Source organism: Ectobacillus sp. OTK (assembly GCF_059698935.1).
Map to the genome: position 1 here is coordinate 3,096,190 of NZ_AP048547.1, position 26,032 is coordinate 3,122,221.

Consider the following 26,032-nt stretch of genomic DNA (forward strand, 5'->3'; position numbering starts at 1 on the left):
CTCGGCCTGGGTTACAATCCACGTTTCGGTTGGTACACTCATTACAAATAATACACTCGGTTTCTTTTTAACCTGTATTATGATTACCATAGGTAATATTCCATTTTATTAGCTGTAAATTTCTAAAAGGACATAGACTGTTTCTAGTTTAGAGTGTAGTATTATTGTTACTATTATTTTGCATGCTGAGGTGAGTGGCTTGAGTGAAAACTCCAATCGCATTTATCTTTTATTTCTTGGTTTGTATGCGGTTTCTTATATGGGGAATGCTATATATGGTACTTTTCTGCCCGTCTACTTAAAACATATTGGTTTAAGCCAGGCATCCATTGCTACCTTATTGAGCTTCGGTCCGCTTGTCGCTATTCTGGCTCAACCTGTCTGGGGAAGTATAGGAGATCGTTCAGCGAATAAAAATAGAGTCCTGCAAATGCTTTTATTGGGGAGCGCTGTCTCTGTATTGCTGTTTCCGCTATCAAATCAATACATACATTTATTGATAATTATATGTCTTACTACATTCTTTCAAACATCCATTTATCCATTAAGTGATGCGATTACTTTGGAATATCTCTCTAAAACAAAGTGGGCTTTCGGTCCAATTCGATTGGCAGGAACTATTGGGTTTGCCTTTATGTCTGTTGCTTGCGGTATAATTGCTCAAAAGCATATCGGCAGTATTTTTCTCGTCTATTGCATCATTATGCTGTTAACAATCATGATCTGTATTCAATTACCAAAAATAAAGGGCCATCAGTCTCATAGCAACAAGGTCTCCATACTTGTCTTACTGAAAAATCGCAAACTGATGCAATTTATGCTATTAAATTTCATTGTTCAAGTTACCCTGGGGTATTACTATGCTTTTTTTCCGATCTACTTCCATCAACTAGGGGCTGATAACGGATTACTCGGCTGGGCCATGCTTTTCTCAGCAATGAGTGAGCTGCCCTTCTTGCTTTTCGGACATAAAATCATTCGACGCTTTGGAATTCCCGCTATATTACTGAGTACTGCATTCTTCGCAGGACTTCGCTGGCTGTTCCTTTATTTTGTCCATAATCCGTATCTGGTACTACCGATTCAAATGCTTCACGGCTTCATTTTTATCGTATTAATGGTAACGCTCGCAATATTCATTAATCAAGAGGTTCCAAAAGAACTGAAGGCATCTGGCCAGACATTGAATGGCTTAATCAGTTTGGGAATAGCCCGTATAATAGGAAGTATGGCTGGCGGGGTTGCCAGTGAGTATGTAGGAATGCGGGAAGTATTTTTATATAATGCTATTGTAGCATTTGCTACTTTTATTGTCTTTGCATTCATTTTTGTAAGGGAAGTTAAGGTAGTGGAGAAAGCATCGGCTTAATCATAAAACTATCTCTTCTCATTCCCTTACATAAAACAAGTTAAGGGAAGATTTCAATCTAGTTAAGACTTGAAATGGCTGCCCTAATTTTGAAAGGTATCGAGGCTATGCGTATCATCAAAAAAGGCAACTCCACCAAAAAGTGAAGTTGCCCAAAATGAGGTTGAGCTGATTTATACAGCTGTCTTGGATTATCTGCCTACTAACAGGCTATTGCCTTTCTATATTCCTGCCATGTATTGCTATCCGAGTTATTATGATATATTAAAGAATCTTTACCCCTTGTTCATCTATAACTACTTTTTCATTTTCTTTCAAGTTTGTAAAGACTACTGGTGTAATGATGGAAGGTACTTTATCTTTTATGGACGCAAAGTCGACCTCCAGTAGCTTTTGTCCTTTTTTGACAGTCTGTCCATCCTTTACAAACGCAGTGAACCCTTCGCCCTTTAGCTTAACTGTTTCCAGCCCTACATGAATTAAGATTTCTCGCCCATTGGCATCCTGCAAGCTAATCGCATGCTTTGTAGGAAATACACTAACCACTTCTCCATCTATCGGTGATACAACCGTTCCATTTTTTGGATTTACCGCAAAGCCATCCCCCATCATTTTTTGGGAAAATACTGGATCTGGAACTGCATCTATCGGAAGCAGCTCTCCTTCTAATGGCGCTAAAATAGCTGCATCTATTTCGACCTTCTTGCGCTTGAATAAATTCTTAAACATCTCAATTCCCCCTGTATAAATAACATAACTTTTATTTATAATCCCATTTTGTTGCTTGGAACGATACACTGCCGTTTACCGCAAAGAAACGAATTTCTTCACTTTCAGCTTGCGGGAAGATACGGCTCGTAAATACCTCTTCACCATCATTTACAAAAATTTCGACAGAGGATGTATCTATAAACATATGAAACTTGATATTCTTTGCTTCTACAGAGCTCCTTCTCGTTGTTCCGTAGGATTCGCCCACAGCTTCCCCTGAAGATGTACGGTCTAGTATTACTTTTCTCTCGATAGCATCATATTTAATAATGGTTTTCTCAGTCTCGCTCGCCCTGAATTCGATTCCGAATTCAGTTGCATTTCCATTTTCAAACTCACAAATCATCTCATATGCTGTTCCGGTAAATCCATCATACATTTTCTTTTCGCTATGAATCACATCTTGTATTTCATATTGCTGCTTGCGAAGCGATTGAAGCTCTTTTACCGGCTGTTGAATAAGCTTCCCATTTCGAAAGGTCAATTCTCTTGGCAACGTCAAACAATGTGCCCATCCATTTTTGTCAGTGGGGTAATCGATTTCTGGCAAGCCCATCCATCCAACTAAGATCCTTCGTCCGTCTGGGTCCATCATGGTTTGAGGTGCATAAAAATCAAATCCCTTATCTAATTCCTGAAAAAGACCATGTGCCATAGACATTTGGTTAATATCCAGCTTGTCTCCTAGAATATAACCAGATTGATAAATGTTATGATATTTGTCTCCTTCCGGCTCTAGCCCCTGCGGTGAAAACATCAAAACACCTTGGTTTTGCAGTTCAAAATAATCCGGGCATTCCCACATATATCCAAATGTCTTCAGGTTTGTTTGCAGCTCTCCTTCAAATTTCCAATGTAGTAAATCTGATGAACTATACAGCACAACACAGCCTGTCTCATCCTCCCGCTGTGCTCCGATCACTGCATAGAACGTGTTGCCTTCCCTCCAAACCTTAGGATCGCGAAAATGGTCTGTATACCCGTCTGGAACTTCGTGAATAACAGGTTGTTCGAGCTTTTCAATTTCCCCTGTTTCATTCATGATGGCAATACACTGATAAGGATGCCTTACCCAATTTTCATCACGGGTATTGCCGGTATAAAATAAATATAATTTCCCATCATGCTCAATTGCACTGCCAGAATAAGCGCCATGGCTATCGTAATAGTCCGTTGGCTCAATTCCTATCCCCACGTTCTCCCAGTGAACAAGATCCTTTGATTTCGTGTGATACCAATATTTTAAACCGTGCACCGGTCCAAGCGGAAACCATTGATAGAATAAATGATATTCGCCGTTATAATAAGAAAACCCGTTTGGATCATTTAAGAGACCTGTTTCCGGCTGTATATGAAACGTTTGCCGCCACGAGCAGTCATTCACTCTTGCTTGCAGCTCTTGAAGTTCTTCCTGCCTCACCTCTTCAATTCGGCGATAGCGTCTTTCCTTTGTCCATATCATTTTTCTCAAACCTCCTTAAACAAGAAGGAGAATCAAAAGATTCTCCTTCAAGATTCTCCTTCTTCCGTTATCATGAATTAAGCTGCGTTCTTTTCAGAAGAATTAGCTGCTTTCTTATCTGCTCGCTTTGCTAAAAAAATTGTTACTGCAAAAGCAACTGCAAAAGAGATTGCCATGCCAATTACGTAAGGAACAATTCCACCCGGCTTGATAGAAATAATTCCCGGCAGACCTGCTGCACCTAGCGCAATTGCTTTCACTTTATATAATGTTATGAATGCAGAAGCTATTGCCGCACCAGTAATTGCCCCGATAAACGGATATCTAAGCTTTAAGTTAACACCGAACATCGCTGGCTCTGTAATACCTAAAAGTGCCGAAATGCCTGCTGCGGATGCAACACCTTTTACTTTTGCGTCGCGAGTAATAAGAAGAACAGCAAGTGTTGCTGCACCTTGTGCTACGTTTGCCATCGCTGCGATCGGGAAGATAAATGAACCGCCCGTTTTTGCCATATCCGCCAATAATTGCGTTTCTACTGCAATGAAGCTATGATGCATACCTGTAATAACGATTGGCGCATAGACAAGACCAAATAGTGCACCGCCAACAAAACCAGTTGTATCGTATAACCAAGCCAATCCGTCTGATAACAAATTACCAGCAGTACGTGTGATAGGTCCTACTGCAGTAAAAGTTAATAATCCTGTAATAAAAATTGTTAGTAATGGTGTTAAAAGATTATCGAGAGCTGATGGAATCACTCTTCGTAAATACGTTTCTGTTTTTGCTAAGATGAATGATGCTGCCAAGACTGGTAATACTGTACCTTGATAGCCTACCTTTTCAATCTCAAAACCGAATATCTTCCATACAGGAATTTTGCCCTCTGCTAAAGCTCCGCCGTATCCCCATCCATTCAACAAGTCTGGATGAACCATCAGCATACCAAGCGCTGCCCCAAGATATGGGTTTCCTCCGAAGCGCTGTGTTGCCGAGAAGCCGATTAAGATTGGAAGAAATACGAATGCCGCGTTGGCAAATGTATTAATAAGTGCTGCTAAATCTGCCATTTCCGGATTTGCTTCTACTAGCGACTTTCCTGCAACAAATAAATCCTTTGCTGTTAGGAGATTGTTAATCCCCATTAATAACCCGCCCGCAACAATAGCCGGAATAATTGGAACGAAAATGTCAGAAAGCATTTTTACAAATTGTTGAAGCGGATTCAATTTTTTCGCGCCAGCGTCTTTCACATCCTTTGTGGACATTTCAGCCAACCCTGTTAAGCCTGCAAACTGCTTGTATACTTCATTTACAGTTCCCGATCCTAAAATAACCTGAAACTGCCCTCCAGTTGAAAACGTTCCTTTAACAACATCCATGCTGTCAAGCTTAGCTTGATCCACTTTTCCTTCGTCATGTAAAACTAAACGTAAACGAGTAGCGCAGTGTGCTGCAGCTGAAACGTTTTCTTTGCCGCCGATTGCATCCAAGATATCTTGTGCAATGTGTTTGTAGTTCATAATAATCCCCCTCCATTTTTATTCTTTCAAAGGAACCGGTTCCGTTAACAAATAAAAAATAAATAACAGGACATCCCATAGATTCGGAACCGGTTTCATTGATCGTTATAAATAACAACCGGCGTTCGGAACCGGTTTCAATTTGAATTATATTCTTTGATTAGCTGATTGTCAACGTTTTCTTTCTCAATTATTATTTTATATTTTTAAAAGGTTAATTTTTTTCATCGATTCTCCATCAAACATAAAAAAAGAGCCAGCTTGTACAGCCAACTCTTTTTCTTTTGCCCTCTACTTTAAATATAAGATTAGTTATCCAACCAATTGGGGTATATTATTTATACGGTATCTTGATCATGTAAAGACCATAGCTCAATAGAAAGAACATTTTCTTTGATTCGGCTAACACTTTTGATGCAGCGGCCATCTTGAACCGCATGTAACAAGTTTTAATTTATCCTTTTGTTACATATACGTAATTCCTATGTAGCTTTTAGAGTGAACTTCTTAAAAATCTCACCATATGTATGGCAGAGAAGAAGGGATTCGAACCCTCGCGCCGGTTACCCGACCTACTCCCTTAGCAGGGGAGCCCCTTGAGCCACTTGGGTACTTCTCTATTTGGCTCCGCAAGTAGGATTCGAACCTACGACCTATCGGTTAACAGCCGATTGCTCTACCGCTAAGCTATTGCGGAATAATTAAACATAGATCTGTGACATTGCTTCTCCACGATCGCCCCGATTTCAGAATGTTGATTCAAGGAGCGGCTCAATCGGTGCGCTGATGTAAAGCTCCGAAGTAAATTCAGACGTGCTCTACCGCTGAGCTATTGCGGAATAACTAAGTATGGTAGCGGCGGAGGGGATCGAACCCCCGACCTTACGGGTATGAACCGTACGCTCTAGCCAGCTGAGCTACACCGCCATTAAATGAAAATAAAGCCCAGCGGAACTGATGCCCTCCCGCTTGCAAAACAGGTACTTTTCGTTTAAGCGCGCCCGAAAGGACTCGAACCCATAACCTTCTGATCCGTAGTCAGACGCTCTATCCAATTGAGCTACGGGCGCATGTTATTAAACATATTATTGTATGAAACAGTGCCGAGGGCCGGGCTCGAACCGGCACGGTAGTCACCTACCGCAGGATTTTAAGTCCTGTGCGTCTGCCAATTCCGCCACCCCGGCGTTGCCAAATTGACATGTTCTGTTCGATGACGATTATTATCATACAATATATATCGTGGTTTGAAAATATATTTTTTTATGTATTTCTTTCCTAGATTTCCTTTTACAATCGATTTTGATCATAAATATCTAAAAGCTTCGGCTATAGGTTTACAGCGACAATAGCTCGGCAATATCTTACGTGGAAATTTGATTAACAAAACACAAATATGATGGAGTTGCAATTAGAAATTTGCCATCTCTTGAAGACGTACTTATTCTGCAAGTGATGCGAGGAACGAGTTCTCTCATTCCCCGCGGAGATACATGACTTCATCACAAAGATATATTGGATCTAAAGAAAATCTTGATATGTTCCAACAGTTGTTGAAATAGATAGAGATGGCTTTCTGAATTATTTCTTTAAACAAAAATGCTCCATAAAAAGGCTGCCCTTCTATACGAATAGGGGCAGCCTTTTATCATTGTATCCATGAAGGAGCATATGCAAAATGTAACAAGCAGCCACTAAGCACTGCTTACATCGTGATAAAAATCTTTATTTTTTTACCATTCTAGAGTTTATTCTATAATAATTACTTCCATATTAGACAAATTGCAATCAATTTGTAAACGTAACGACAAAATACTCTTTCTTTTTTAAAGATTATTTACACTTCTATTACAATCGGCTGAGTCCCTTCCCGGCATGCTATAACTTTATATGGAGAATATAGGGGAGGATTATCATAATGAGGAAAGAAAGAGCAATACGTATTGCGCTATTGATAAGTATCATAATGGGGGCTGCTACAATGCCTACATATGCCGAAACCGCTTCAGGAGATCTAGACACCCTTCAAAATACATTGCACGAACATACAGATGAACCAATTGAAGAAATAACAGAACAACAGCAACTCGAGCAGCTTAGGCAGCAGCTTGGGCAGCTTGATCAGGAGATTGCAAATACACAAACAGAATTAGCAGCTACACAGCAGCAAATTCAAGAAACAACAGAAGCGATTGCTTTAAAAAAGCAATCCATTGAAACACTTGAGACAAAAACCCAGCAACGGCAAGAAATAATAAAGAAAAGATTGGTAACATTACAATCCCAGCCAAAAGAAAACCTTGTAACAGATTTATTAACTCAAACAAACAGTATGACTGATTTATTAGATGGCATGTATTCACTCAACCTTATTTTCCAGTCCGATGAGAGCATGATCACTAAGCAGCAATTAGACCAAGAACAACTTGAAAAAGAAAAAAACAGCCTAGAAAATAAGGAAGCTGCATTGCATTCATATGAAGCCTCTATCCAAGAGAAACAGCAGCAATTAGAAAAAAACCAAAAAGAGAAGGCCGATGCCATAGCAGCTTTAGAGCAAAAACTGAATCAAGCGACAAATCAGGGGCAAGAACAACTCCTAATAGGTTCAGAGGCCTTTATCAAGCCAGCAGCTGGTGCATTTACATCCGGCTTTGGCATGAGAGGACATGAAAATCATAAAGGTATTGATATCGCTGCTTCCGGCACTGTTCCCATTGTGGCTGCTGCGGCAGGAACAGTTATCCGTTCGGACTATTCAGACAGCTACGGAAATGTAGTGTTTATCTCCCATCAAATAGATGGAAAAACATACACTACTGTTTATGCTCACCTGCAAAGCCGTTCTGTTGAGCAAGGACAAGTCGTGCAGCAAGGTCAGCCAATTGGTATCATGGGCAACACAGGAGCGTCACGCGGACAGCATTTACACTTCGAAATTCATGACGGCAGCTGGAATATCGATAAATCTAATGCAGTTGATCCAATGTTATTTTTACATTAACCTACTATCCGATTTAGAAATCGGCTACCTTATAACAAAAAGGATAGAGGCAGCGAGGGTTGCTGCCTCTATCCTTTTTGTATGACATATGAACCCATTCTCTGCAGCATGTAAAGGCTGCTATGGCTCATAATATGATTACATTTCAAAAAAGCTATCCCTTTCCACTTTACAAACTCTTAGTGAAAAGTTTTTATACCATTCTGTTTTACCTCTGTTCTGTGCCGCTTTGTGTGCTGCATGTTCCTTCCAAGCTTTTATATCATCCAAGGATTCCCAATAAGAAACAGTAATTCCTATCCCCTCATCACGGGCACTTTCTATTCCTAAGAAACCTTTTTGCTGAGAAGCCAGCTCCACCATCCGATCTGCCATTTTACCGTAGCCTCTGTCACCTTCAGTCCGCTGCGAAGAAAAAATCACTGCATAATATGGTGGTTGAGGCGTTTTTACAATCCCGCCCATATTTTGCTCCCCTCTCATAATCATATTATTTTTTCCTATATTTTACACCATATATTGTTTTTGTAAATCATGAAAAAATGAGAGAGTTCTTATCTGTTTCTCATGAATTCATTATCATTCTTTCACGCTTGTCAAATACTTCATCCCTACATTAGGATTAACTATAATTTTACGAGGTGTGTGAAAATGAATTTATCCTAAATACGTATGGAAAGCTGCTTTCGCTTACTCCTCTAGGAAAAAGAGCTGCTAAAAACACTGAACAAATGTAGAATACAACCTATATCTCCCTGCAAGCCGTATGAGCAAATAAAAATAAGACAACAAGAAAAAGCTAATAACACAAGCTCTCTTGTTGTCTATACAAATCTATTGCGTTTCTCGTTCATTTTTTCAGCAAACATATAAGCGTAAATCAAGTACCAATCCTCTTTTACAAAACACCTGCTCAACAAGTAACAATCGCCCTCAGATGTATTACAAAACAGGAAACGAGAATGATACCGTTGTCCCTTCTCCCTCTACGCTATTCAGTGATATATGACCTCCATACTTATTCACGAGTCTTTTCGCAATAGCTAAGCCTAAACCGTTCCCTCCCTGCTTCCTCGTTCTTGCTTTACACAAGTACAACTGGCACAGCAAGTACAGCATCCCAAAAATTTGTATGAACAACAGGAAAATCCATGCAGTCTCCTCCAATTATGATTACTTTTACTCGTTATTACCGAATGAAACAGCACCATCTTTGTAGAAATCTATGTACAAATTACCGTTAGTTCCCTTTACAGCATAATAAATATCTTCGACCGTTACATTTCTTTTCTTAAGCTCCTGCAATAACCAATCCATCGTATACGGATAGTTTAGATTTTCCCTTATAATTTCTCCGTCCATTATAAATTCGATCGGCATATTTATTTGTTGAGAGGCAGGGATAGACAAATCTTGTTTCGTTAAAGGTCGATACAGTTCTTTTTTCAGAACTGATAGCGCACCATTACTTTCCAACAGTGCATATTCCACCTCTTCAATATTGAAAATATCCTTCTCCCTCAAAGCCTCCTTTAAATCATCTAAAGAATATTTCATTTTTTTCATGTTTTCGTCTAAAATCAATCCTTTTTCAATAATCACAGTCGGATAACCAGAAGTCCATTTCCTAAGCTTTCTGTTCTTTAATGAGAGAAAAGCAAACAAATAAGCCATCAGACAAATTGTAATAACAGAGATGACCATCGGGAAGAACTCTAAATTTGTATTAAATGCAGCATTGCCAGCTATCGAACCAAGAGTAATCCATAAAGCAAGGTTATAGTATAACGTATGAGAGCTTAATTGTTTTCCTTGTAAATTTGTTATAATCATGAGCAGTATGAAAATAGCAACTGTACGTAAAATGGTTTCAATCCAATCAGGCATACGCTTCCTCTTTCCTAGTAAATGACTATTATCTTTATAGTATCCATATTTTCCCCGACTTTTTTCTTGATAAAACAAACTTCTTTCTAAAACAGGCAGGGAACGTACAGAAAGAAAAAACGACGGATTCACTCCGTCATTTTCCTTCAAAATACTCCTTAAATTTCTTATCATCTGTTTGCTCTTCATTCCGATAATAAGGATTGTCTTCCTTCACACTTGTTGGATCTAGATTCGTTTGAATCACAAGAGATGGGGAATGTGTAGGCTCCGCAATCACGCGGTCGCCTAACTCCTTAAAATCCGGCATTTCCTTATTTCCAGGCTGATTTGGCTCCATTCTAAGCACCTCCTATATGTAGCGTGCTTAAGTTCGGGAATTTTATGTACAAAAAAGCCCTCTTCTCTAAGAGAGAAGAAGGCCTACTTTCCATGCTTCGCTTAATTGATTTGCAAAGGAATAGAAGGAACCTTTAAAGGACCATAGCTAGAAGATGATTCAAAACAAACGACATACTTTCCAGGGGTAATATCTGGTCCGATATTTAATGTTGTTTGAAAACCTCCGTTAGCATCAGCAGACACGTAGTAGCTTGCCGGCTCAGAAGGATCATAATAGTCCCGCTTTCCATTTCCATTCATATCGACATATACAAATCCTGGCTCTCCTTTTGGAAATCCTGTTCCCGTTATTGTTACACTGCTATTTCTATTAACTGCCGCAGACGAGGATTGCAGCTTTGCCGCCGAGGATGTAATCGTTAGAATAGCCGGCGGGAGCTGCAAATCATATCTGTCTGACTTATAGCGCACATTATATTTCCCTGGTGCTGCGTCAGGAATTCCTAAAGTCCCGCTAAAAGCTCCGTTGCTGTCCGCAGATACAGAGACAGACGTCTCATTTGCGTCATAATCATAGTTTCCGTTATTGTTAGTATCTACATATACTCTGCCATAATCATTTGCCGGCAGCTTTGTTCCTGTCACGGTGACTGTCGAATGCGGGGCACCTGTGCTTGGGGAAATAGTCAATGCCGCGCTCGATTTCTCCAACGTAAAGATTACACTCGGAACAGATAGTGTTCCGCTGCTCGCTTGAAAACGAATCGGATATGTGCCTGCCGCTGCTGATGGAGCGTTTAACGTACCCTCGAATGTTCCGCCGCTGCTCGTGTATACATATGTGTACGGTTCAGTATATTGCTGCGTTCCATCTTTATTTGTATCAAAATATACATATCCGCTAAAGCTAGGCGGAAATAAGGTTCCTGATACTTTAATGCTAGTAAACGGACCGCCTTGTGCTGGTGAAATCGTCATTTTGGCAGCCGTTGGTGTAATTTTAAATATAGCTGGTGCTGCATTCAGGGAATCTGAGCTCGCTTGGAACAATACTTTATAGCTTCCTGCTGGCGCATCCGGCACAGAAAGAGATGAACTCGTAAATTTCCCATTGTCGTCCGCTGTCACATACGTATACGGATCTGTGGAATAATCAAATTTTCCATTTTTATTTACATCTAGATACACTGATCCTGACTCCCCTGCTGGAAAAGAGGCGCCGCTTACTGTAAAAGTATTACCTGCAGAGCCGCTTGCCGGTGTTACCGCAAGTTTGGCAGGTGTTGGTTTTACTGTAAGTGAAAGTGTTCGGACATTTAAAGGGCCAATGCTTGATTCATAAGCAATTGGATATGTGTCTGGTTTTACATTCGGGACAGAAAGAGAAACATTAGAAAAATTTCCTTTTTCCATCTCTACATATTGATACGGTTCTTCCCAATCAAATTTCTTGTTTTTATTTGTATCAAAATATACTCTTCCTCTTTCTCCTGCTGCAAATCCGCTTCCACTAATGATGACTTTCTCATGCGGAGCCGCTTCTTTTACATTTGCCTTCATGGCTGCAGTTGAAGGAAGTACTGTAAACAAAGCCGGGGCTACACTAATCGGGTCTTTGGCTACAGTATCCGATGTATAGAGAATTGGATACTGCGCTGCTTTAAGATCTGGAACTATGATAGAAACATCCGAAAAGGAACCTGTCATGCTTGTTCTTACATAAATGGATTCTTCATCCTCATCTAAAGATCCATTTTTATTTTTATCTAAAAATACCTTGCCAGATTCATCAATCGGAAACCCTGTCCCGGCTACTGTAACCTTTGTATGCGCAACGCCTTCGCTTGGCGCAGCGGTTAGTTTTCCTCCCGGCATTAGACTAAAGGACTTATTGCTTACATTCTTAGATACAACAAAGCTGTTGTCTGTGTACGTATAAAATCCTTTCTTTTCAACTGTAACCACATAACTGCTCGCCGGAATGCCTTGCAGAGTAAAACGTCCCTTTACATCTGTTGTTTTCTTTTGACCTGCAATAGTCACCGTAGCATTAGCTATCGGTTTTTTCGTTTTGCTGTCGAGCACTTGTCCACTGACAGAATAGCGAGACTTACCTGCCATATTGAACGCATACAAGCGGCTGTCGCGTGACGAGATATAAATATCTCCTTTTTCACTGATAGCAGGAGATGCAACAACTGCTCCGCCTGTTGCTGCTTTCCATTTTAGGGTACCCTTTTTTGAATCGAGCGCGTAAAAATAGGAATCGTCACTGCCAAAATAAACAACCCCATTTGCGTCAATAAGAGGCGCCGATTGGATACCGTCTTGTGTTTGGAAGGTCCATTGCACCTTGCCGTCCTTCGACTGGACTGCATACAGCTTTCCATCTCGGCTTCCTACATAAATCATATTGTTTTTATCGATCGCTGCTCCTCCGACAATATCCCCGCCTGTTTTCAGCTTCCATTTCACAAGACCAGTACTCTTATAAAATGCATATAAATAACCATCTTCAGATCCTACATACACTGTTCCATCTGAGCCAATTACAGGGGATGCGTCGGTATAGCTGCCAATTTCATATACCCATTTTTGTTTCCCCGCCGGCGTAACTGCATGTATGCTGCCAGAAAGGGACACAAAATCACCATAGCTTGAGTAATATGTATCGGTCACGTAAATGGTGCCATCTGCGGCTATAGCTGGCGTAGAATCAATGCTCGCCGTGCTCTTACTGCCATTTCCTTTATATTCCCATTTTAATTTTCCATTAGAACCAATAGCCAGCAATCTTCCCTTTGCTACAGTAGCCCCTCCATTTTCGAAAAAGCCGGATACCCCTACATATACCGTCCCATCACTGCCAATTGCCGGCGGTGAATTCAACCATAAGGAAGAATAGTTCTCCGCTGGGATTGTATACGACCATTTACCTTTTCCACTAGAACTAACCGCATATAACGTCATTCCGGAAGTCACATAAATCGTTCCATCTGAAGCAATCACAGGCGAAGCAGAAATAGCCTCCTGTGTTTTATACTTCCACTTTATTTTTCCATCAGGAGCAACTGCATACAAATATGTATCTTCAGAACCAATATAGATCGTGCCGTCCTTCCCGACCACAGGTGAAGCTGAAATATCATCGCTTGTTTTAAATGTCCACTTCACCGCCGGAACAGCGCTCCCCTTAAACCTAGACTGTCGATCCCAGTTCAAGGAAGTTGGCTGATCAGCATACCTTTCATAAGCCCCTTGCTGATACCCCTTCCCTTGTATAAATGGTGTCGTTGCTGCATTCACTGTTTGTACGAAAGGAAACACATAAAAAACAAATGCAATCGCTAGAAGCAAAAGGGATTTCCTTGGTACTGCAGCACGGATCCTAGAATCATCCATAATTTCACATCCTTCTATTTAATTAGAATATATATCAATACCATTTTAATAGAAGATACAAATATTAGGTAGAATTATTTTTCCGAAAATACAAAAAACGATTTGGTAAATGTAGGAATATAATCTCTGCCTAGCTTGTTATACTGCGTAACTGCGAATTCTCAAAAAACAATGTAAATTTTCTCTGTTTAACCCATCTGAACATGTAATAACTTGCAAGCCATACAAAAAATCCTTGCATATAATTGTATGCAAGGATTTCTTTTCAAACATTAGAATGAATATTTAAATTGCTCTTAAACTCAAATCTTAGTTCAACACTGCTAAAATCACAAATTGCAGCTCTTCCTCTCGTCCCCTCATATTGCCAGATTGTTTTATGTCTAATTGTTTCTTCTATTTAATATAGATTTTTCAAGAAAGACTCTTTAATTCTTCTGTTAAGCGCATAAATGCTGCCTTATCCCTATTTCGTAATGACCGGTCGATTTCTTTATGAATTTGCTCTTTTCTAAAATTACGAATTGCTTGTTCTAAGAATAGTTCAGCAAGTAAAGAATCTATAGCGTACGGCTCAAGTTGTTGAGGTGCATTAAGATAAAACTGGTTCATATGAAATCAACTCCTTGTCTTTTTTATATTGTACTCAAAATCTTCTGACTATTCAAATATTTAATGTTGGCACTTTTTGAAAATTATCCCATACTTATTATAACTGTTGTAATTAGTTAGACTCTTCAACTCATCACATACATCCTCCATTTACGTATAATATCGTATGTAATGAATGGTAAAAGAAAGGAGTGTTTGGCTTGTCAAACTTTGACCTAGCAAAATTGTCTGTGACATTCCTTCCTCCCGCAAATCTGTATGAGCCTGCTGTAGATCGCAAATATACACTAACTCATTCAGATGTAACTGGGGATCTGTTTTTAAGCATCGGATATATATACGATACTCATACTATTAACCCCCATCTTAGAAATGAAGTAATCGCTCAATGGACGAACAAGAATAAAGAGCTTGTCCTATTTGGAAAAGCATATATAAGCGGCGGAGAATTTGATGAAAAAACAGCGGGTGAGCGTTTTTACATGCTTCAAAAAGAAATGCCTGCTGCTTTAAAAGCAATCGTCAACGGAGACAAGCAATTTTATACGTATTTCCCCTCCCTGCTTAATGCCCATATTTATATTTATTTTGAATCCGTCTATCCCGACTTCAGTCGTATTGTATACTACGGTACACCAAAGCAATATTTGCATGATTCCGGCGGAACATAGCTCTCTGATCGTTTTTTGAGGACAATATTAAATCTAGAATGTATATCTCATTTTTCCTCTCAATATGGTGAATGAAATTATAATACAAATATATATATGCTCTTACCACTCATCCTTTAATGATTTTTATCACACTACGGTGATTGAAATTTTAGAACCCGGCTATAGATCATAAATACATAAAAAAAGTCCATACTAACCATAATACAACCAAAAAAGGAGCTGTATCATATGGAATCAAGCCAAGCTGGTGTGGAGCTTCGAGGGATGGTTATGTCAAATGATGGATCCGGCGCTGTGGATCATGCTGTTTTTCTCCAGGCATTTAATGAGTTTTTATCATCCAAAAGCTGGGCATTCTTTGGAAGCACAAAGCATCTTGAGACAGATGTTCAAGTAACACCAGATTTCATTCTGGAAACGGAGTAGAAGAAAGACGATCACAGAAGATGAATCTTATGCAGCGGAACACAAATAAAGAATAACGATTCTATAAAAAATGAATATCCCCTGCTATATTTCGCTATTTCATCTTCTGGCCTCTTCGTTTTTCTTCATATATTTCTCCCTTTCCTGCTTTTGTGTCACCCCCTTTTCTTTGCTACAGTGTCTGTATACAGTATTAAGAAAGAGGTATCGATCATGAGTGTTCTAACGAAGCAGTATGGCTATTTCGTGTTTGTTCTACCTGTACGCCCTGACATTCTCCCACTTATGCAGCAGCTGCGCACACGTATTTTCCATGTCTATAATAAATTGACAGAAGCAGAAAAAGAAGAGTTGTTCGTATATGACTCGCTGTTGCTTCATCAAGCTTCTTCACCGCGCATACAAGGACGGTGCATGCATAAGCCGCTCGAGCAATGGTGGTGGCATCTGGATTTAGTGGCGAATGGTTCTTTATATGTATGCGCGCGGTAGAAAATACGGACAAGGTGCGAGTCTCCAAGGAAGCTCCATAGTATCGCAGAGAGTATGTTTTTTGTCTAGTCCAAAAACATCAGCTACTCTTACTCCTTTTATATCCTCCCCTCATACTTCACACATATCTTGATGAAAATGATGAAGGGGCTATGTATACCGCGAAATGAAATACAAAATAGCTGGGTATACTATCCCTTGTGTTAAAAATCTGGAAAGGATGAGGGAAATGGCAGAAACAACGTTTTTTGTGAAAGAAGCAATCTCTGCTCAACCAATTCAAACGCTAGAAACGATGCTGGCAGAAATGGACGGCATTGAACGGGCATTAGTCGATGTAGAGGACGGAGAAGTCAAAATTCAATTTGATGAAACAAAGGTATCAGAAGAACGAATTGTTATTACACTCCAACAGCACGGCTTTCATATCAACTAGGCGTAATGGAATCTTTGGAAATAGTTCACTATTGAGACCGCATAAGCAAAGCAGTATATTATGTATAGCAAGACAGACAAAACAAATTGTCATTCACAGGCTTACATACCTGCGATGTGCGTATGCTCCTTGATGTTTCAAACCTATGATGAATGTAAGGGAGTTCAATAACTTTTTGCCAACAACATGCCCGCTTTGATTCGGGACTTTGAAAGCAAAAATGAGAACACCCACCTGTGAGAGCAGGTTTTGAAACACCAGAGCTACGGCAGAGCGGGATGCTACATACCCGCTTATATATTGAAAATGAAAATCCTTTCCGAACTGAAAGGATTTTTTTGATTATGTGGTTCTGTCTAATACTCCTGCTGAATTCAAGAAGAGCAATAAGCGTTTATGGAGACACTTATTGCTCTAGACCGTTTCCTTTATACAGAAGGCTTATTTGGTCCTTCTAGTTTCTTATCCCCAAAACCAGGCGCTTTCTCCATATCTTTTTCATTCTGCTTTTTGTTCATTTGCTGCTGCATGCTGTCGTTTGTGTCGGTTGTTCTGTTCTTATTCATGATTTTCCCACCCTTCTTTTTAATATAACGGTTCCTTATTAATTTTCCTAAACAGAGAAAAATTAAACACTGCATTCACACAAATCCTTTTCTTTCTCCCCATTCACAACCGCTTTAAAAACATCCAGCCAGCGATGATATTCCTCTCTTCTCGGTAGCATACTAACGAAGACCATACAAACATCAGGAGGTTGCATATGGAACATACCCTGCACTCATTCTACATGAAGCTGAGGGACAGCGTCGGGCAAACAACACAAACAATAAGGGAAAAGCTAGAAGAAATTTTAAAGCTGCGTACAGTCAAAGTGGCTGATATAGCCGAGATGATCCAAACACATCCCGATTCCGTTATTTCAGAACAAATTCTTCTGCATATTACGTACCGCACATATCGCCTGAATGCAGAAAATATGAGCTTCTACATGGAAACGAAGGCCGTATCCCAGCACGAGGAGAAAGCAGTAAATGGGGAACGAATTCTAGTAATAGAAATCCGCTCGCTCGGTCAAAGCTTATTCTCTTACCGTTCATACGAAAACAAGGTAGGTCTGCAAGATCCGGTAAAAGTAGAGTACTTAATCGAAAACCTAATTGATGATACAAAAAAAGAAAGCCTCATGTAAGAGGCTTTCTTTTTTTGCGGGTATACCGGCCGCGTTAGCTAGAATAGAAACGCTTTCTTATTTTCACAAAAATGCTTTCATAGGTTGTACGAATGCAGCTTGCTGAATACAATGTGTACGAGCATATGAATTAAGAAAGAACGAATGAGAACATGGGAGTGTTGCGTATATGAGCATATTAATTAGTTATGTCCTCTTAGGCCTATCACTATCAGCACCAATCGGCCCTATTAATGCAGCGCAATTAGATAAAGGAATTAAAAGCGGTTTTTTGCACGCCTGGCTTGTTGGTGTAGGAGCCATGTTTGCAGATGTTTTATACATGATGCTAGTTTACCTAGGAGTCGCTCACTTCTTAAATACATCCTTTATGAAAACATTCCTCTGGCTATTCGGCTGCTTTGTTCTAACATATACCGGTATAGAAAGCGTCCTCAGTGCAGGTAAAATTACAGCAAACCAAAAAAAGGCCGATGAATCTCTTTTTAAGTCATTTGTCTCAGGATTTCTTATGTCATTGTCCAACCCGTTAACCATTCTCTTCTGGCTCGGTATATACGGCTCCATCCTCGCTAAAACAGCTGCTTCCTATAGCACAAATGAGCTCATGCTGTACAGCTGCGCCATGATCGCTGGTATCTTACTGTGGGATTTGACGATGGCCGCCATCGCCAGCAGCTTTCGAAGATTTCTAACGACTGCTCTTCTTGCCTTTATCTCGATCATATCAGGCCTTTCACTCATCGGCTTTGGGCTGTATTTTGGATTTCAAGCATATACACTGCTCTTTCAATAAGAGAAATTACATACGCTTTGGCTCGGGAGAATCCTTCTCCCCTTTTTTCTTCCAAATAGAACGCATTTTTAAAGTGGCTAATCCAATAATGACAAGGAATAAAAGACTCACAAAAAAACCTGGTCTCGTCTCTGACTTCCAAAGTGTGCCGCTAATCGCAATTACAATAAGCAGCATGCCAACCAAACTCTTCACCTTGCTCCACCCGCTCTGATCAACTAAGCGCCTGAAGGAAAGAAGAATCAAAAACCATGTATACAGAAGCATTAACCCCGCTGCAGTTGTTAAATACTCATAAATCTCTTTTGGCAATAACAGCGCAACAATAATCGAAGCAATAAGCCCTCCGGCTGTGAGCGCTAAGGAAGGAAAAGAAATGCCTCGTTTCCCCTTCTTCGCAAATACGGCAGGCGCATCCCCGTCCTCCGCTAAATTCATCATCACATTGGTAACCGCAAAAAGCGATGCAACCATCGTTGAAAATCCAGCCGCAATTAAAACTGAGTTAAAAATAAACGGAATATACGGCAGATGGTAATCATGCAGTGCAATAACAAACGGACTTTCCTTTGTATTAAATTCTTTCCACGGCACCATCGTTAATGCCAGTACCATTGATGTAACATAAATAACAGTCAAAATAAGAAGCATTACTTTTCCAGACTTCGGCGCATCCTTTTGATCCTTTAGCTGCATCGACATCAAGCCCATTACTTCAATGCCGCCAAAAGCGTAGAAAGCATAAATAAAGGAAGACCACAATCCTTTCATCCCGCTCGGAAAAAGCTCCGCCATCTGATTTGGAACGTTTGGTTTATACTCTTCTCCGCCGTCAATGACACCGAAAATAGCTAATAAAGCAATGACAATAAACCCAAATATCGCAATTATCTTCAATACCGCAAAAATATTCTCCAAGCGTTCAAACGCCTTCATTCCAATAAAAATCACAAGCAGCCCTAACACGCCGTATCCAGCTGCGAACATCCAAAGAGGTATCTTTGGAAACCAGTACCGAGAAAAAATACCAAGGGCTGTAAGCTGGCTCCCCATAATCAATAGCTCGGAAGACCAATAAACCCAACCATTGCTAAAGCCGGCCCAATGACCGAATGCTTTTCTTGCATATGTACGGAATGAACCTTTTTGCGGGTCTTGAACAGTCATTTTTGCAAGTGCCTCAAATACGATATACGTACCGAGACCAGCTAAAACAAATGCAATGATAATGGACGGACCGCCAATTTTAATTCCTACGCTAGAACCTAAGAAAAAACCGGTCCCAATTGTGCAGCCTACCCCAATAAGAGACAGCTGCCACCACTTTAAATCCTTCCCACTCTTCTCCTGATTGCTGTCAGGTGTACAGGACATGCTAAATCCCTCCTTCATACTGACTTTATTGTGATGTACGAAAAGGATGTTTATGTATGAAGTTTTCCCATACTATACATTTTTGATGAAGCGGGTACAAAGAAGGAAATGAATAGAAACATACAACGCGGTCACAATATGCTTGTAAAGGAGCTGACGACCATGCTAATGAACCCAATTTTCCCGCAATCCTGCCAATATGATTCCTACGAGGAAAGCAATTTCTTAGATGGCTATGTAGATGCGCTGCAGGCGCTCGTAATTCACTACGAAAAATTCGAGCACCCGCTAACCGCCAATAACATCGCCTTAGTACAAACAAATGGAGAAGAGTACATCTTTCTCGTCGACACAGAGCAAGAGTATTTTGACGTTGTTCAAGTTACCCCTATTGATGCAGATATGACAGTCGCAAGCACTGTATCTGTTCGCCGCCTAAGTGTAGAGCCGAAGGAATAAAAAAGAGCGCCTTTGTATATCAGGTGCTCTTTCTTATTCTCTCAGTTCTTCATACACTCACATCCCGATTGACGAATGCCTCCTCCCTTTCTATACTAAAAAAATGAAAGGAAACGGGGGATGAACATGGACTTTCAAATCGGCTTTTTATCATTTTATGTCGTTGAGGTAAAAGGAAAAGGCGAACAGCTTGATAAAACGTATCGACATTTTCAAACATTGGACGAAGAAGACTATGAAGATAGCACATTAAAAACATTTTTGGACGGTGAATTCACAAAAATCGCTAAACGAAAGGTGGACCGCCACCCGAAAACAGAGGAAGCTCCAACAAAAATCGGACGCTTTATTGTAGAACCTGGACATGATCCAAGCTCCAATCCGAACTTCAACATGCTGCAGCGGCTGCGTTTTGCAGACACACAAGAAGCATTTCAAGAGCAAAGCGAAGCATTTGTAGAAGCGTACCTACACGCAAGCGCTGTTCGCGGAGGAGCCTTTATTATCGCCACTGCAAAACTACCAAAATACTTCAATGATCCATTTGTCTTTCTCATGAAGTGTGATTTCGAACAAAAGGTCGCATCTATTTCTGACGCATCAACACTGATTCGCCACGTAGAAATGGCCATCACAACAAAAAATATGAAATCCATTATGTACCCCTACATGCCAGAGGAAGGCATGATTGAAGAAAACGAATTAAAAATCCATCAAGCCTCCCACGCCCGCTACTTCGAAGATTTTCTTAAATTCGTAGAATACGGCGAATCCATGCCGCAAATTGTGAAAACACAGGTCATGAACATGGTATATGACCAAATCGATGATACATTTGAAGAAGGCACAGAAGAGCGCCAGCAGTTTGAGCAGGCGATGGAGGTTTGGTCAGCAAGTCCGAAGCGGGAACTGATGGAGCATTTTACAACGGAGGAAGTCATGGAAGCAGCGGCTCAAATTGTTGAGCATACGCCTGAGATTGAACTGTCACTTAAAGCTGATCATATTTCAGTGAAGGGGCTGCTTGCGGACTTTGGGGAGCAGATTCATATTGCGAAGGTGAATGGGCGGTATGTGCTGATGATTGAGGCGGATACTCTGCTGTTTGAGAAGGGATTTTCTCCGATTGAGTTTTTGAAGCCTGAGAAAATGGAGGATGTGCTTGAACGGATTGGACGGAAGGTGGAAATGACGGAGCTTTGAGCACAAAAAGTGACAGCTAAAGTGACCAAAAATACAGAAAAAATAGAGTTATTGGAGTTGTCTAAGGTTTCCATATATCTATTCGACATGCCACTTCTGATACAAAATTCAGCAGTAGCATTTTCTTTCATTAGCTGTTAAAGAATTATGTTGTTTTTCTTATGACTAACGGAGCAGGATAGCGCAATAAGAATTTTTGAGTGAATTTACTTACGAGTGGACAAAGGTAGCAGTAAAAATGCACAGCTATAAATATAGAACCCCTTTAAACCAAAGAGGGGTTCTATTATTCGTTATTTATCTTTTGCAATTTCTTTTCTATTAGGTGCAAGTGGAGGCTGTTCTAACCATCTGTTTTGCATCATAAGATTAAACCATTCTTTGGTAACCATTATATTTTTTAAAATGATTTTTTCATACTGTAATACGAGGTCTGTTCTCATTGCTGATGCAAGACCTGCTCCATGATATGTTTGTGCAGCTTGAAACAAGAATCCAACATGATATAGTATCAATTTATCTGAGAAAGGGGATTCTTGTGAAGCAGTTATTTCCGTCTCCCATGACATCGGAACTGGTAAATTATCAGCAAGCATAATTTTTGCGAATGCTTGTATTTGGTTATCCGCTGTTTCTTCCGATTTTAGTAAAAACTTTCGTACTTCTTTTGAATGAGTTACTTGACTAAAAGCGATGGAAAGGGTTTTAGCCATAATGCTTTTTTTAAGGTTGAACGAAATACTTATAAGTTCAGTTGCTGCTAAGGGACGCTTTTCTCCGAAGAATCCATCAGTGAAATTTTGACTTGAAACAAATTCAGGGGTTTCATCAGGATAGAAATAAGGATCTCTTTGAAATTTTCCTTTTTGAAGCAATAACTCAATTGTACGATGGTACATTCTTTTTGCATCGTTATCAAAAGAATCATAAAGTTCTCGCAAGTCTTTTCTGACTGAAACTCCAAGAGAAGTCGTATGACCCAACAACCCATGTAAAGTCATGATATGTAAGTAATCTAAACAGAATATATCAGTAAATAATCTCTTAGCACTTTTATTAAGGTCAGAATCAGTAAAACCTATTGGAAGAGGAAATCCTTCTTTCTCAATAAGCGTAATAATTTGTTTCTTTTGCTTTTCAAACGTCTGAATAGCTTCTCCAAAAACGCCTTTTATTGATTCGTCTTCAATAATGGAAAACATGTATCTATTTACAATATCTGTCATAGTTCCGTTTACGTACTGCCCCCATAAGCTCCCTATTTCAGAAGATGTGAGCTTTAAATCCTCTTTACCCATACTATCACCTCTACTTTAGTGTTCCCAAAACATTGTAATAGTAATAAGAACGATATATTTTTCTCATTCTTATTGTATTAACGGGTGCTTTAATTGAATGGGAACAGCCAAAGACCTCAATACATTGGTCTTTTCCTTTTGTCAAAAATCTACAATGAATTTTAACGAAGCCATTTCATTAAATTAAGCGTAACTATTCTCTATTTCCCATATACCCTTAAAGTACCGTTCCTTAAACTTCTTCTGCATAACTCCATAGAAATACCCTTTGTAATCACCTCTAATAGTACCTCGCTTATATAAAAAACGGCTCTTAATTCTATTCATAAGGTTTCCTAAAGTATGATCTATACTGCTAAAAAGAAAAATAATGCTTTCCCTTTTCAAGTAAAAAGAGTGACGCTTTTAGCAACCAAATTATCATATAGTTTGGTTGCTTTCTTATTGTTGCCATATCGAATGTTATATTTTTATGCATCCTGCTCTAACAAATCAAAATTCTATCCAATCATTCCAACGCCAGACGGTTTTTTTAACAATCCCACTCCGTTTGTTAAATAAAATCACTCTTTCGTCGTTCCCTCATATAAAAAGGAGATGCCCAAACAGGCATATTGCGTGCCTGTTTGGGCATCTCCTTGCTTTTATGTGTAATGTAGTTTTATTATATCAGATAGTAGTAATAATAATTTTTCCGACAAACCTAGACGCAATTCATCCTGCACCTTACTTGTGGATAAAGGGAATCGCTCAGTATGGGGAACTCTAAATAAAAAGAACCGACCCTTCTATCTCACCAGTCTTATCCTAGTCCTCGAAAATAAAAAAAGAGAGTCACTTCTGATTCCCCGCTAGCCTAAAGTATCTCTATTCTTAGTTTCCTTTTTCCTCTTTGTAAATCTTACTATAAATTATCAGTTGCTCTATTTCGCTTCTATAGTGTAATAAAAGCTTTTGCAATTCCTTCTTTTTACTTGGAGTTACAACCTTTCCATCGAGGTTCTTACCTGTCTGTAAAGTTTGCTTAACCTCATTCCTCATAGTTACTAATTTGTTTCCCGTCTCTTTTACGGTCTTAGTCTGGTACGTCCGCATCATTGTAATTAGCATAGTTCTAGCTTCGTGAGCTTTCTTATTCAACTACCCACCTCCAAGTTTTGCAGTCGTAATTTAACTGCTACACTATTTTAGCATAAATTGCAAAATATTTCAAACTGGATATGTTTCCACAACGTATAGATCAACTTCATTGTAATGCTTGAGCATATAGGTAAGAACACATAACAGCAAATAGCATATAGTAAAGAATAGCCACATAGAATAAGTCTTATAAGTAAATAGTAGTTGATTTATTTTGGTAATAGTGGCAGCAGCTTCAAAACTGCTTCTTTTATTACATCCCAATTTCCCCTCTCCTATATCTTTCACAGATAACAGAAAGCACATGATCTAACCTTTTATTACACAAAAAACATTTTTCCTGAAGGTTTTTTCGACGCTGATGTAAACACCTAGCTATAAATATTAGAAGATATTTGAAAAAGATGCTGTCTTATCTTAAACAGGAGCAGTGATACTTATGAATGTTACTGATATTCAAATTCATGTATTAGGGAACTATCAATTTAAAGATGCACATGCAACAATCGAAATTGATGGTGACAAAAAATATACTGTGCATGCTAAGTATACAAGGAAACGTGAAGTGAAAATAATTCATGATCAGGATTTACCTGCTGAATTAGAACCTTTATATAATAAAATGGAAAAAGAATTAAACAGACGTATCAGGGGATTACATTCAGCAAAGCTGATATTTGATGGGAGATGAGAAAATATCACTTACTAAAACAGGGGCAAAAATTAGTCCATTTACAAAAATTAATCCCTCTGTATGAATTTCACAAGTATCTCCATTGTTATTTATTCCGTTACCTGTTATTCTAAAAAGGAATTATTTTTGTTCGGTATATAAAGGATAGCTAGTATAAAATAGTTTGCATCTTGATATGTCTAAGAGCAAGAATAGTATTACAATTGTGTGTAGATACACACTAGGAGGTAACAAAATGTTACAAGGTACGGTTAAATGGTTTAATGCAGAAAAAGGCTTTGGATTTATTGAACGTCAGGGTGGAGACGATGTATTCGTTCACTTCTCAGCTATTCAAGGTGAGGGCTTCAAATCTTTAGAAGAAGGCCAAAAAGTGACATTTGAAATTACTCAAGGTAACCGCGGAGATCAAGCCGCTAACGTACAAAAAGCTTAATCAAATATATAAACAAAAAGGGGTTGACCCACAAGGCGTACATGTGCCTTGTGAGGCCAGACCCCTTTTTTGCTCATCCGAAAAAGAAAATAAAAGAACCGTTCTTTTTTTGGTAACGTTATTCATACAAGCCTTCTTCATATAGGCATCTCCCTTTATTAATAGGGACATTTACTTAGCTGCCGTACTCTCTCATATACTCGGTTTCGATATAAGTAACCCCTCTTTTCTCTTTTTTACTCGACTCCTTGTTTAACTCAAGTATCTATAAGCTGAAGAAACGAAAACAGCAACTTTAACCTTTAATCATTAAGATTGTTGGGACATAATAAAAATACCCAGCAAAAGAACTGGATAAAAATAAGAGGTCCTGCCATACTTAATAAGGTAGATTTCAAAATAAGCGATAAACATAATTAAAAATTTAATTATTTCCGATACCAGAAAGGGTGAGAAAATGAAGAAAAATCTGTTTACTAGTGGAGAAGAAGTAAATATCAAAACGTCTGGTGAATCGGTAACAATCTCTAAATACCAATATATAAAAAATATGAAAAGGTACGCTTACATTGTTAATGAATATCCATCTACTTTTTTCTTTGAAGAAGAATTGACGAAAGAATCATAACAAAAAAGCTTCCTTTTTATATCACTGCTCTATGGAAAAAGAAGCAATCCAGTCGCTTCTTTTTCCATAGTTAATAATCTTCTGTCTTTTTGTAATATCTCTGGGCATAATTTGGAGAATGTGATTGAGACGTAAGATGTCTTATAGGTAGTTATTCTTAGTAAGTAGTAGCAATTTCAATTAAATCCCATACCTCTGAAATACACTTCCCATCTAGTCTCACTTTTTTCCATATATTTTCCTCTTCGCCAGCTAAAACTTCACTCGTACTATCGTAAAATCTCCAAAATCCCCAGTTACTGATGTAATACTTTTCGTCTTTATAGACGAACTCAACTTCTCTTCCCATTCCCAAATCTTTAAGAAACTCATTGTAAGTATAATCCACAAATGTTTACTCCTTACGTAT

26 protein-coding genes, 5 tRNA genes, 1 other RNA gene and 1 pseudogene are annotated in these 26,032 nt (G+C 39.2%); 14 read left to right on the plus strand and 19 right to left on the minus strand.

Annotation, left to right across the window (positions count from 1 at the left end):
- The first annotated feature begins 199 nt into the window (after positions 1 to 199).
- Positions 200 to 1,369 carry an MFS transporter gene (locus tag AC6HZ4_RS15515; protein ID WP_497490500.1) on the plus strand — a complete coding sequence of 390 codons (1,170 nt, stop codon included), beginning with the start codon at positions 200 to 202 and terminating at the stop codon, positions 1,367 to 1,369.
- A gap of 264 nt (positions 1,370 to 1,633) precedes the next feature.
- On the opposite strand, the gene AC6HZ4_RS15520 is transcribed toward AC6HZ4_RS15515, so the two are convergent.
- From AC6HZ4_RS15520 to AC6HZ4_RS15555, 8 genes are all read right to left on the minus strand, one after another.
- A complete protein-coding gene (locus tag AC6HZ4_RS15520) occupies positions 1,634 to 2,098 on the minus strand; it encodes a PTS sugar transporter subunit IIA (RefSeq protein WP_497490501.1) in 465 nt (154 codons plus the stop codon).
- Positions 2,099 to 2,129: 31 nt separating this feature from the next.
- Positions 2,130 to 3,602 (minus strand): glycoside hydrolase family 32 protein, encoded by a 1,473-nt coding sequence (locus AC6HZ4_RS15525; protein WP_497490502.1) that lies wholly within the window; start codon positions 3,600 to 3,602, stop codon positions 2,130 to 2,132.
- Positions 3,603 to 3,679: 77 nt separating this feature from the next.
- Entirely contained in the window at positions 3,680 to 5,128 is a 1,449-nt protein-coding gene (locus AC6HZ4_RS15530; protein ID WP_497490504.1) for a sucrose-specific PTS transporter subunit IIBC, read from the minus strand.
- A gap of 528 nt (positions 5,129 to 5,656) precedes the next feature.
- A tRNA-Ser gene (locus tag AC6HZ4_RS15535) sits at positions 5,657 to 5,747 on the minus strand.
- A gap of 3 nt (positions 5,748 to 5,750) precedes the next feature.
- Positions 5,751 to 5,825 (minus strand) — tRNA-Asn (locus AC6HZ4_RS15540).
- 153 nt (positions 5,826 to 5,978) lie between these two features.
- A tRNA-Met gene (locus tag AC6HZ4_RS15545) sits at positions 5,979 to 6,055 on the minus strand.
- A gap of 69 nt (positions 6,056 to 6,124) precedes the next feature.
- A tRNA-Arg gene (locus AC6HZ4_RS15550) sits at positions 6,125 to 6,198 on the minus strand.
- A 31-nt stretch (positions 6,199 to 6,229) separates the two neighbouring features.
- Positions 6,230 to 6,315, minus strand: a tRNA-Leu gene (locus AC6HZ4_RS15555).
- Positions 6,316 to 7,046: 731 nt separating this feature from the next.
- Between AC6HZ4_RS15555 and AC6HZ4_RS15560 the strand changes: the two genes are divergently transcribed.
- Positions 7,047 to 8,132: a murein hydrolase activator EnvC family protein gene (locus AC6HZ4_RS15560; RefSeq protein WP_497490505.1), complete on the plus strand. Its 1,086-nt coding sequence runs from the start codon at positions 7,047 to 7,049 to the stop codon at positions 8,130 to 8,132.
- A gap of 138 nt (positions 8,133 to 8,270) precedes the next feature.
- Here the strand turns inward: AC6HZ4_RS15560 and AC6HZ4_RS15565 are convergent, their stop codons facing one another.
- The 6 genes and pseudogenes from AC6HZ4_RS15565 to AC6HZ4_RS15590 all read right to left on the minus strand — a co-directional run bounded on the left by AC6HZ4_RS15565 (position 8,271) and on the right by AC6HZ4_RS15590 (position 14,375).
- Positions 8,271 to 8,597 (minus strand): antibiotic biosynthesis monooxygenase family protein, encoded by a 327-nt coding sequence (locus AC6HZ4_RS15565; RefSeq protein WP_497495733.1) that lies wholly within the window; start codon positions 8,595 to 8,597, stop codon positions 8,271 to 8,273.
- Positions 8,598 to 9,074: 477 nt separating this feature from the next.
- A pseudogene (locus AC6HZ4_RS15570) lies at positions 9,075 to 9,218 on the minus strand (ATP-binding protein); the annotation flags it as partial.
- A gap of 93 nt (positions 9,219 to 9,311) precedes the next feature.
- Entirely contained in the window at positions 9,312 to 10,019 is a 708-nt protein-coding gene (locus AC6HZ4_RS15575) for a DUF421 domain-containing protein (protein WP_497490507.1), read from the minus strand.
- 136 nt (positions 10,020 to 10,155) lie between these two features.
- Positions 10,156 to 10,359, minus strand: a complete 204-nt coding sequence (locus tag AC6HZ4_RS15580; RefSeq protein WP_497490509.1) for a hypothetical protein — start codon at positions 10,357 to 10,359, stop codon at positions 10,156 to 10,158.
- 101 nt (positions 10,360 to 10,460) lie between these two features.
- Positions 10,461 to 13,763 (minus strand): outer membrane protein assembly factor BamB family protein, encoded by a 3,303-nt coding sequence (locus AC6HZ4_RS15585; protein ID WP_497490511.1) that lies wholly within the window; start codon positions 13,761 to 13,763, stop codon positions 10,461 to 10,463.
- A gap of 414 nt (positions 13,764 to 14,177) precedes the next feature.
- Positions 14,178 to 14,375, minus strand: a complete 198-nt coding sequence (locus tag AC6HZ4_RS15590; protein WP_497490512.1) for an IDEAL domain-containing protein — start codon at positions 14,373 to 14,375, stop codon at positions 14,178 to 14,180.
- A gap of 200 nt (positions 14,376 to 14,575) precedes the next feature.
- Between AC6HZ4_RS15590 and AC6HZ4_RS15595 the strand changes: the two genes are divergently transcribed.
- The 5 genes from AC6HZ4_RS15595 to ssrS all read left to right on the plus strand — a co-directional run bounded on the left by AC6HZ4_RS15595 (position 14,576) and on the right by ssrS (position 16,686).
- Entirely contained in the window at positions 14,576 to 15,046 is a 471-nt protein-coding gene (locus tag AC6HZ4_RS15595; protein WP_497490514.1) for a staygreen family protein, read from the plus strand.
- A 231-nt stretch (positions 15,047 to 15,277) separates the two neighbouring features.
- Complete coding sequence (locus AC6HZ4_RS15600) at positions 15,278 to 15,475, plus strand: hypothetical protein (protein ID WP_497490516.1); 198 nt, start codon at positions 15,278 to 15,280, stop codon at positions 15,473 to 15,475.
- Between the two features lie 213 nt (positions 15,476 to 15,688).
- The gene (locus AC6HZ4_RS15605; RefSeq protein ID WP_497490517.1) at positions 15,689 to 15,967 is read left to right on the plus strand and encodes a hypothetical protein; all 279 of its coding nucleotides are present in this window, start codon (positions 15,689 to 15,691) and stop codon (positions 15,965 to 15,967) included.
- Positions 15,968 to 16,196: 229 nt separating this feature from the next.
- Positions 16,197 to 16,403: a heavy-metal-associated domain-containing protein gene (locus tag AC6HZ4_RS15610; RefSeq protein ID WP_497490519.1), complete on the plus strand. Its 207-nt coding sequence runs from the start codon at positions 16,197 to 16,199 to the stop codon at positions 16,401 to 16,403.
- Positions 16,404 to 16,506: 103 nt separating this feature from the next.
- Positions 16,507 to 16,686, plus strand: a non-coding RNA gene (gene ssrS / locus AC6HZ4_RS15615) — 6S RNA.
- A 145-nt stretch (positions 16,687 to 16,831) separates the two neighbouring features.
- Here ssrS and AC6HZ4_RS15620 read toward each other — a convergent pair.
- Positions 16,832 to 16,969, minus strand: a complete 138-nt coding sequence (locus AC6HZ4_RS15620) for a hypothetical protein (protein ID WP_497490520.1) — start codon at positions 16,967 to 16,969, stop codon at positions 16,832 to 16,834.
- Between the two features lie 197 nt (positions 16,970 to 17,166).
- Here AC6HZ4_RS15620 and AC6HZ4_RS15625 point away from each other — a divergent pair, with 197 nt between their 5' ends.
- Positions 17,167 to 17,595 (plus strand): hypothetical protein, encoded by a 429-nt coding sequence (locus AC6HZ4_RS15625; RefSeq protein WP_497490521.1) that lies wholly within the window; start codon positions 17,167 to 17,169, stop codon positions 17,593 to 17,595.
- Positions 17,596 to 17,764: 169 nt separating this feature from the next.
- On the plus strand, positions 17,765 to 18,391 hold the full coding sequence (locus tag AC6HZ4_RS15630) for a LysE family transporter (protein ID WP_497490522.1): 627 nt from the start codon (positions 17,765 to 17,767) through the stop codon (positions 18,389 to 18,391).
- A 6-nt stretch (positions 18,392 to 18,397) separates the two neighbouring features.
- Here AC6HZ4_RS15630 and AC6HZ4_RS15635 read toward each other — a convergent pair whose 3' ends face one another.
- The gene (locus tag AC6HZ4_RS15635) at positions 18,398 to 19,765 is read right to left on the minus strand and encodes an amino acid permease (RefSeq protein ID WP_497490523.1); all 1,368 of its coding nucleotides are present in this window, start codon (positions 19,763 to 19,765) and stop codon (positions 18,398 to 18,400) included.
- 108 nt (positions 19,766 to 19,873) lie between these two features.
- Here AC6HZ4_RS15635 and AC6HZ4_RS15640 point away from each other — a divergent pair, with 108 nt between their 5' ends.
- Together AC6HZ4_RS15640 and AC6HZ4_RS15645 are read left to right on the plus strand one after the other, a co-directional pair.
- Complete coding sequence (locus AC6HZ4_RS15640; protein WP_497490525.1) at positions 19,874 to 20,224, plus strand: DUF3992 domain-containing protein; 351 nt, start codon at positions 19,874 to 19,876, stop codon at positions 20,222 to 20,224.
- 126 nt (positions 20,225 to 20,350) lie between these two features.
- Positions 20,351 to 21,427 (plus strand): DUF3900 domain-containing protein, encoded by a 1,077-nt coding sequence (locus AC6HZ4_RS15645; protein WP_497490526.1) that lies wholly within the window; start codon positions 20,351 to 20,353, stop codon positions 21,425 to 21,427.
- A 293-nt stretch (positions 21,428 to 21,720) separates the two neighbouring features.
- Here AC6HZ4_RS15645 and AC6HZ4_RS15650 read toward each other — a convergent pair whose 3' ends face one another.
- Together AC6HZ4_RS15650 and AC6HZ4_RS15655 are read right to left on the minus strand one after the other, a co-directional pair.
- Positions 21,721 to 22,725, minus strand: coding sequence for a DUF3231 family protein (locus tag AC6HZ4_RS15650; protein ID WP_497490527.1), 1,005 nt, complete (start codon positions 22,723 to 22,725; stop codon positions 21,721 to 21,723).
- Positions 22,726 to 23,598: 873 nt separating this feature from the next.
- Positions 23,599 to 23,865 (minus strand): hypothetical protein, encoded by a 267-nt coding sequence (locus AC6HZ4_RS15655; protein ID WP_497490528.1) that lies wholly within the window; start codon positions 23,863 to 23,865, stop codon positions 23,599 to 23,601.
- A gap of 439 nt (positions 23,866 to 24,304) precedes the next feature.
- On the opposite strand from AC6HZ4_RS15655, the gene AC6HZ4_RS15660 reads away from it, so the two are divergent.
- The 3 genes from AC6HZ4_RS15660 (at position 24,305) to AC6HZ4_RS15670 (ending at position 25,623) form a co-directional block, all read left to right on the plus strand.
- Positions 24,305 to 24,556 (plus strand): hypothetical protein, encoded by a 252-nt coding sequence (locus AC6HZ4_RS15660; RefSeq protein WP_497490529.1) that lies wholly within the window; start codon positions 24,305 to 24,307, stop codon positions 24,554 to 24,556.
- Positions 24,557 to 24,794: 238 nt separating this feature from the next.
- Positions 24,795 to 24,995 carry a cold-shock protein gene (locus AC6HZ4_RS15665; RefSeq protein ID WP_497490530.1) on the plus strand — a complete coding sequence of 67 codons (201 nt, stop codon included), beginning with the start codon at positions 24,795 to 24,797 and terminating at the stop codon, positions 24,993 to 24,995.
- 457 nt (positions 24,996 to 25,452) lie between these two features.
- The gene (locus AC6HZ4_RS15670; RefSeq protein WP_497490531.1) at positions 25,453 to 25,623 is read left to right on the plus strand and encodes a hypothetical protein; all 171 of its coding nucleotides are present in this window, start codon (positions 25,453 to 25,455) and stop codon (positions 25,621 to 25,623) included.
- Positions 25,624 to 25,780: 157 nt separating this feature from the next.
- Here AC6HZ4_RS15670 and AC6HZ4_RS15675 read toward each other — a convergent pair whose 3' ends face one another.
- Positions 25,781 to 26,011 (minus strand): hypothetical protein, encoded by a 231-nt coding sequence (locus AC6HZ4_RS15675; RefSeq protein ID WP_497490532.1) that lies wholly within the window; start codon positions 26,009 to 26,011, stop codon positions 25,781 to 25,783.
- Positions 26,012 to 26,032: the final 21 nt, after the last annotated feature.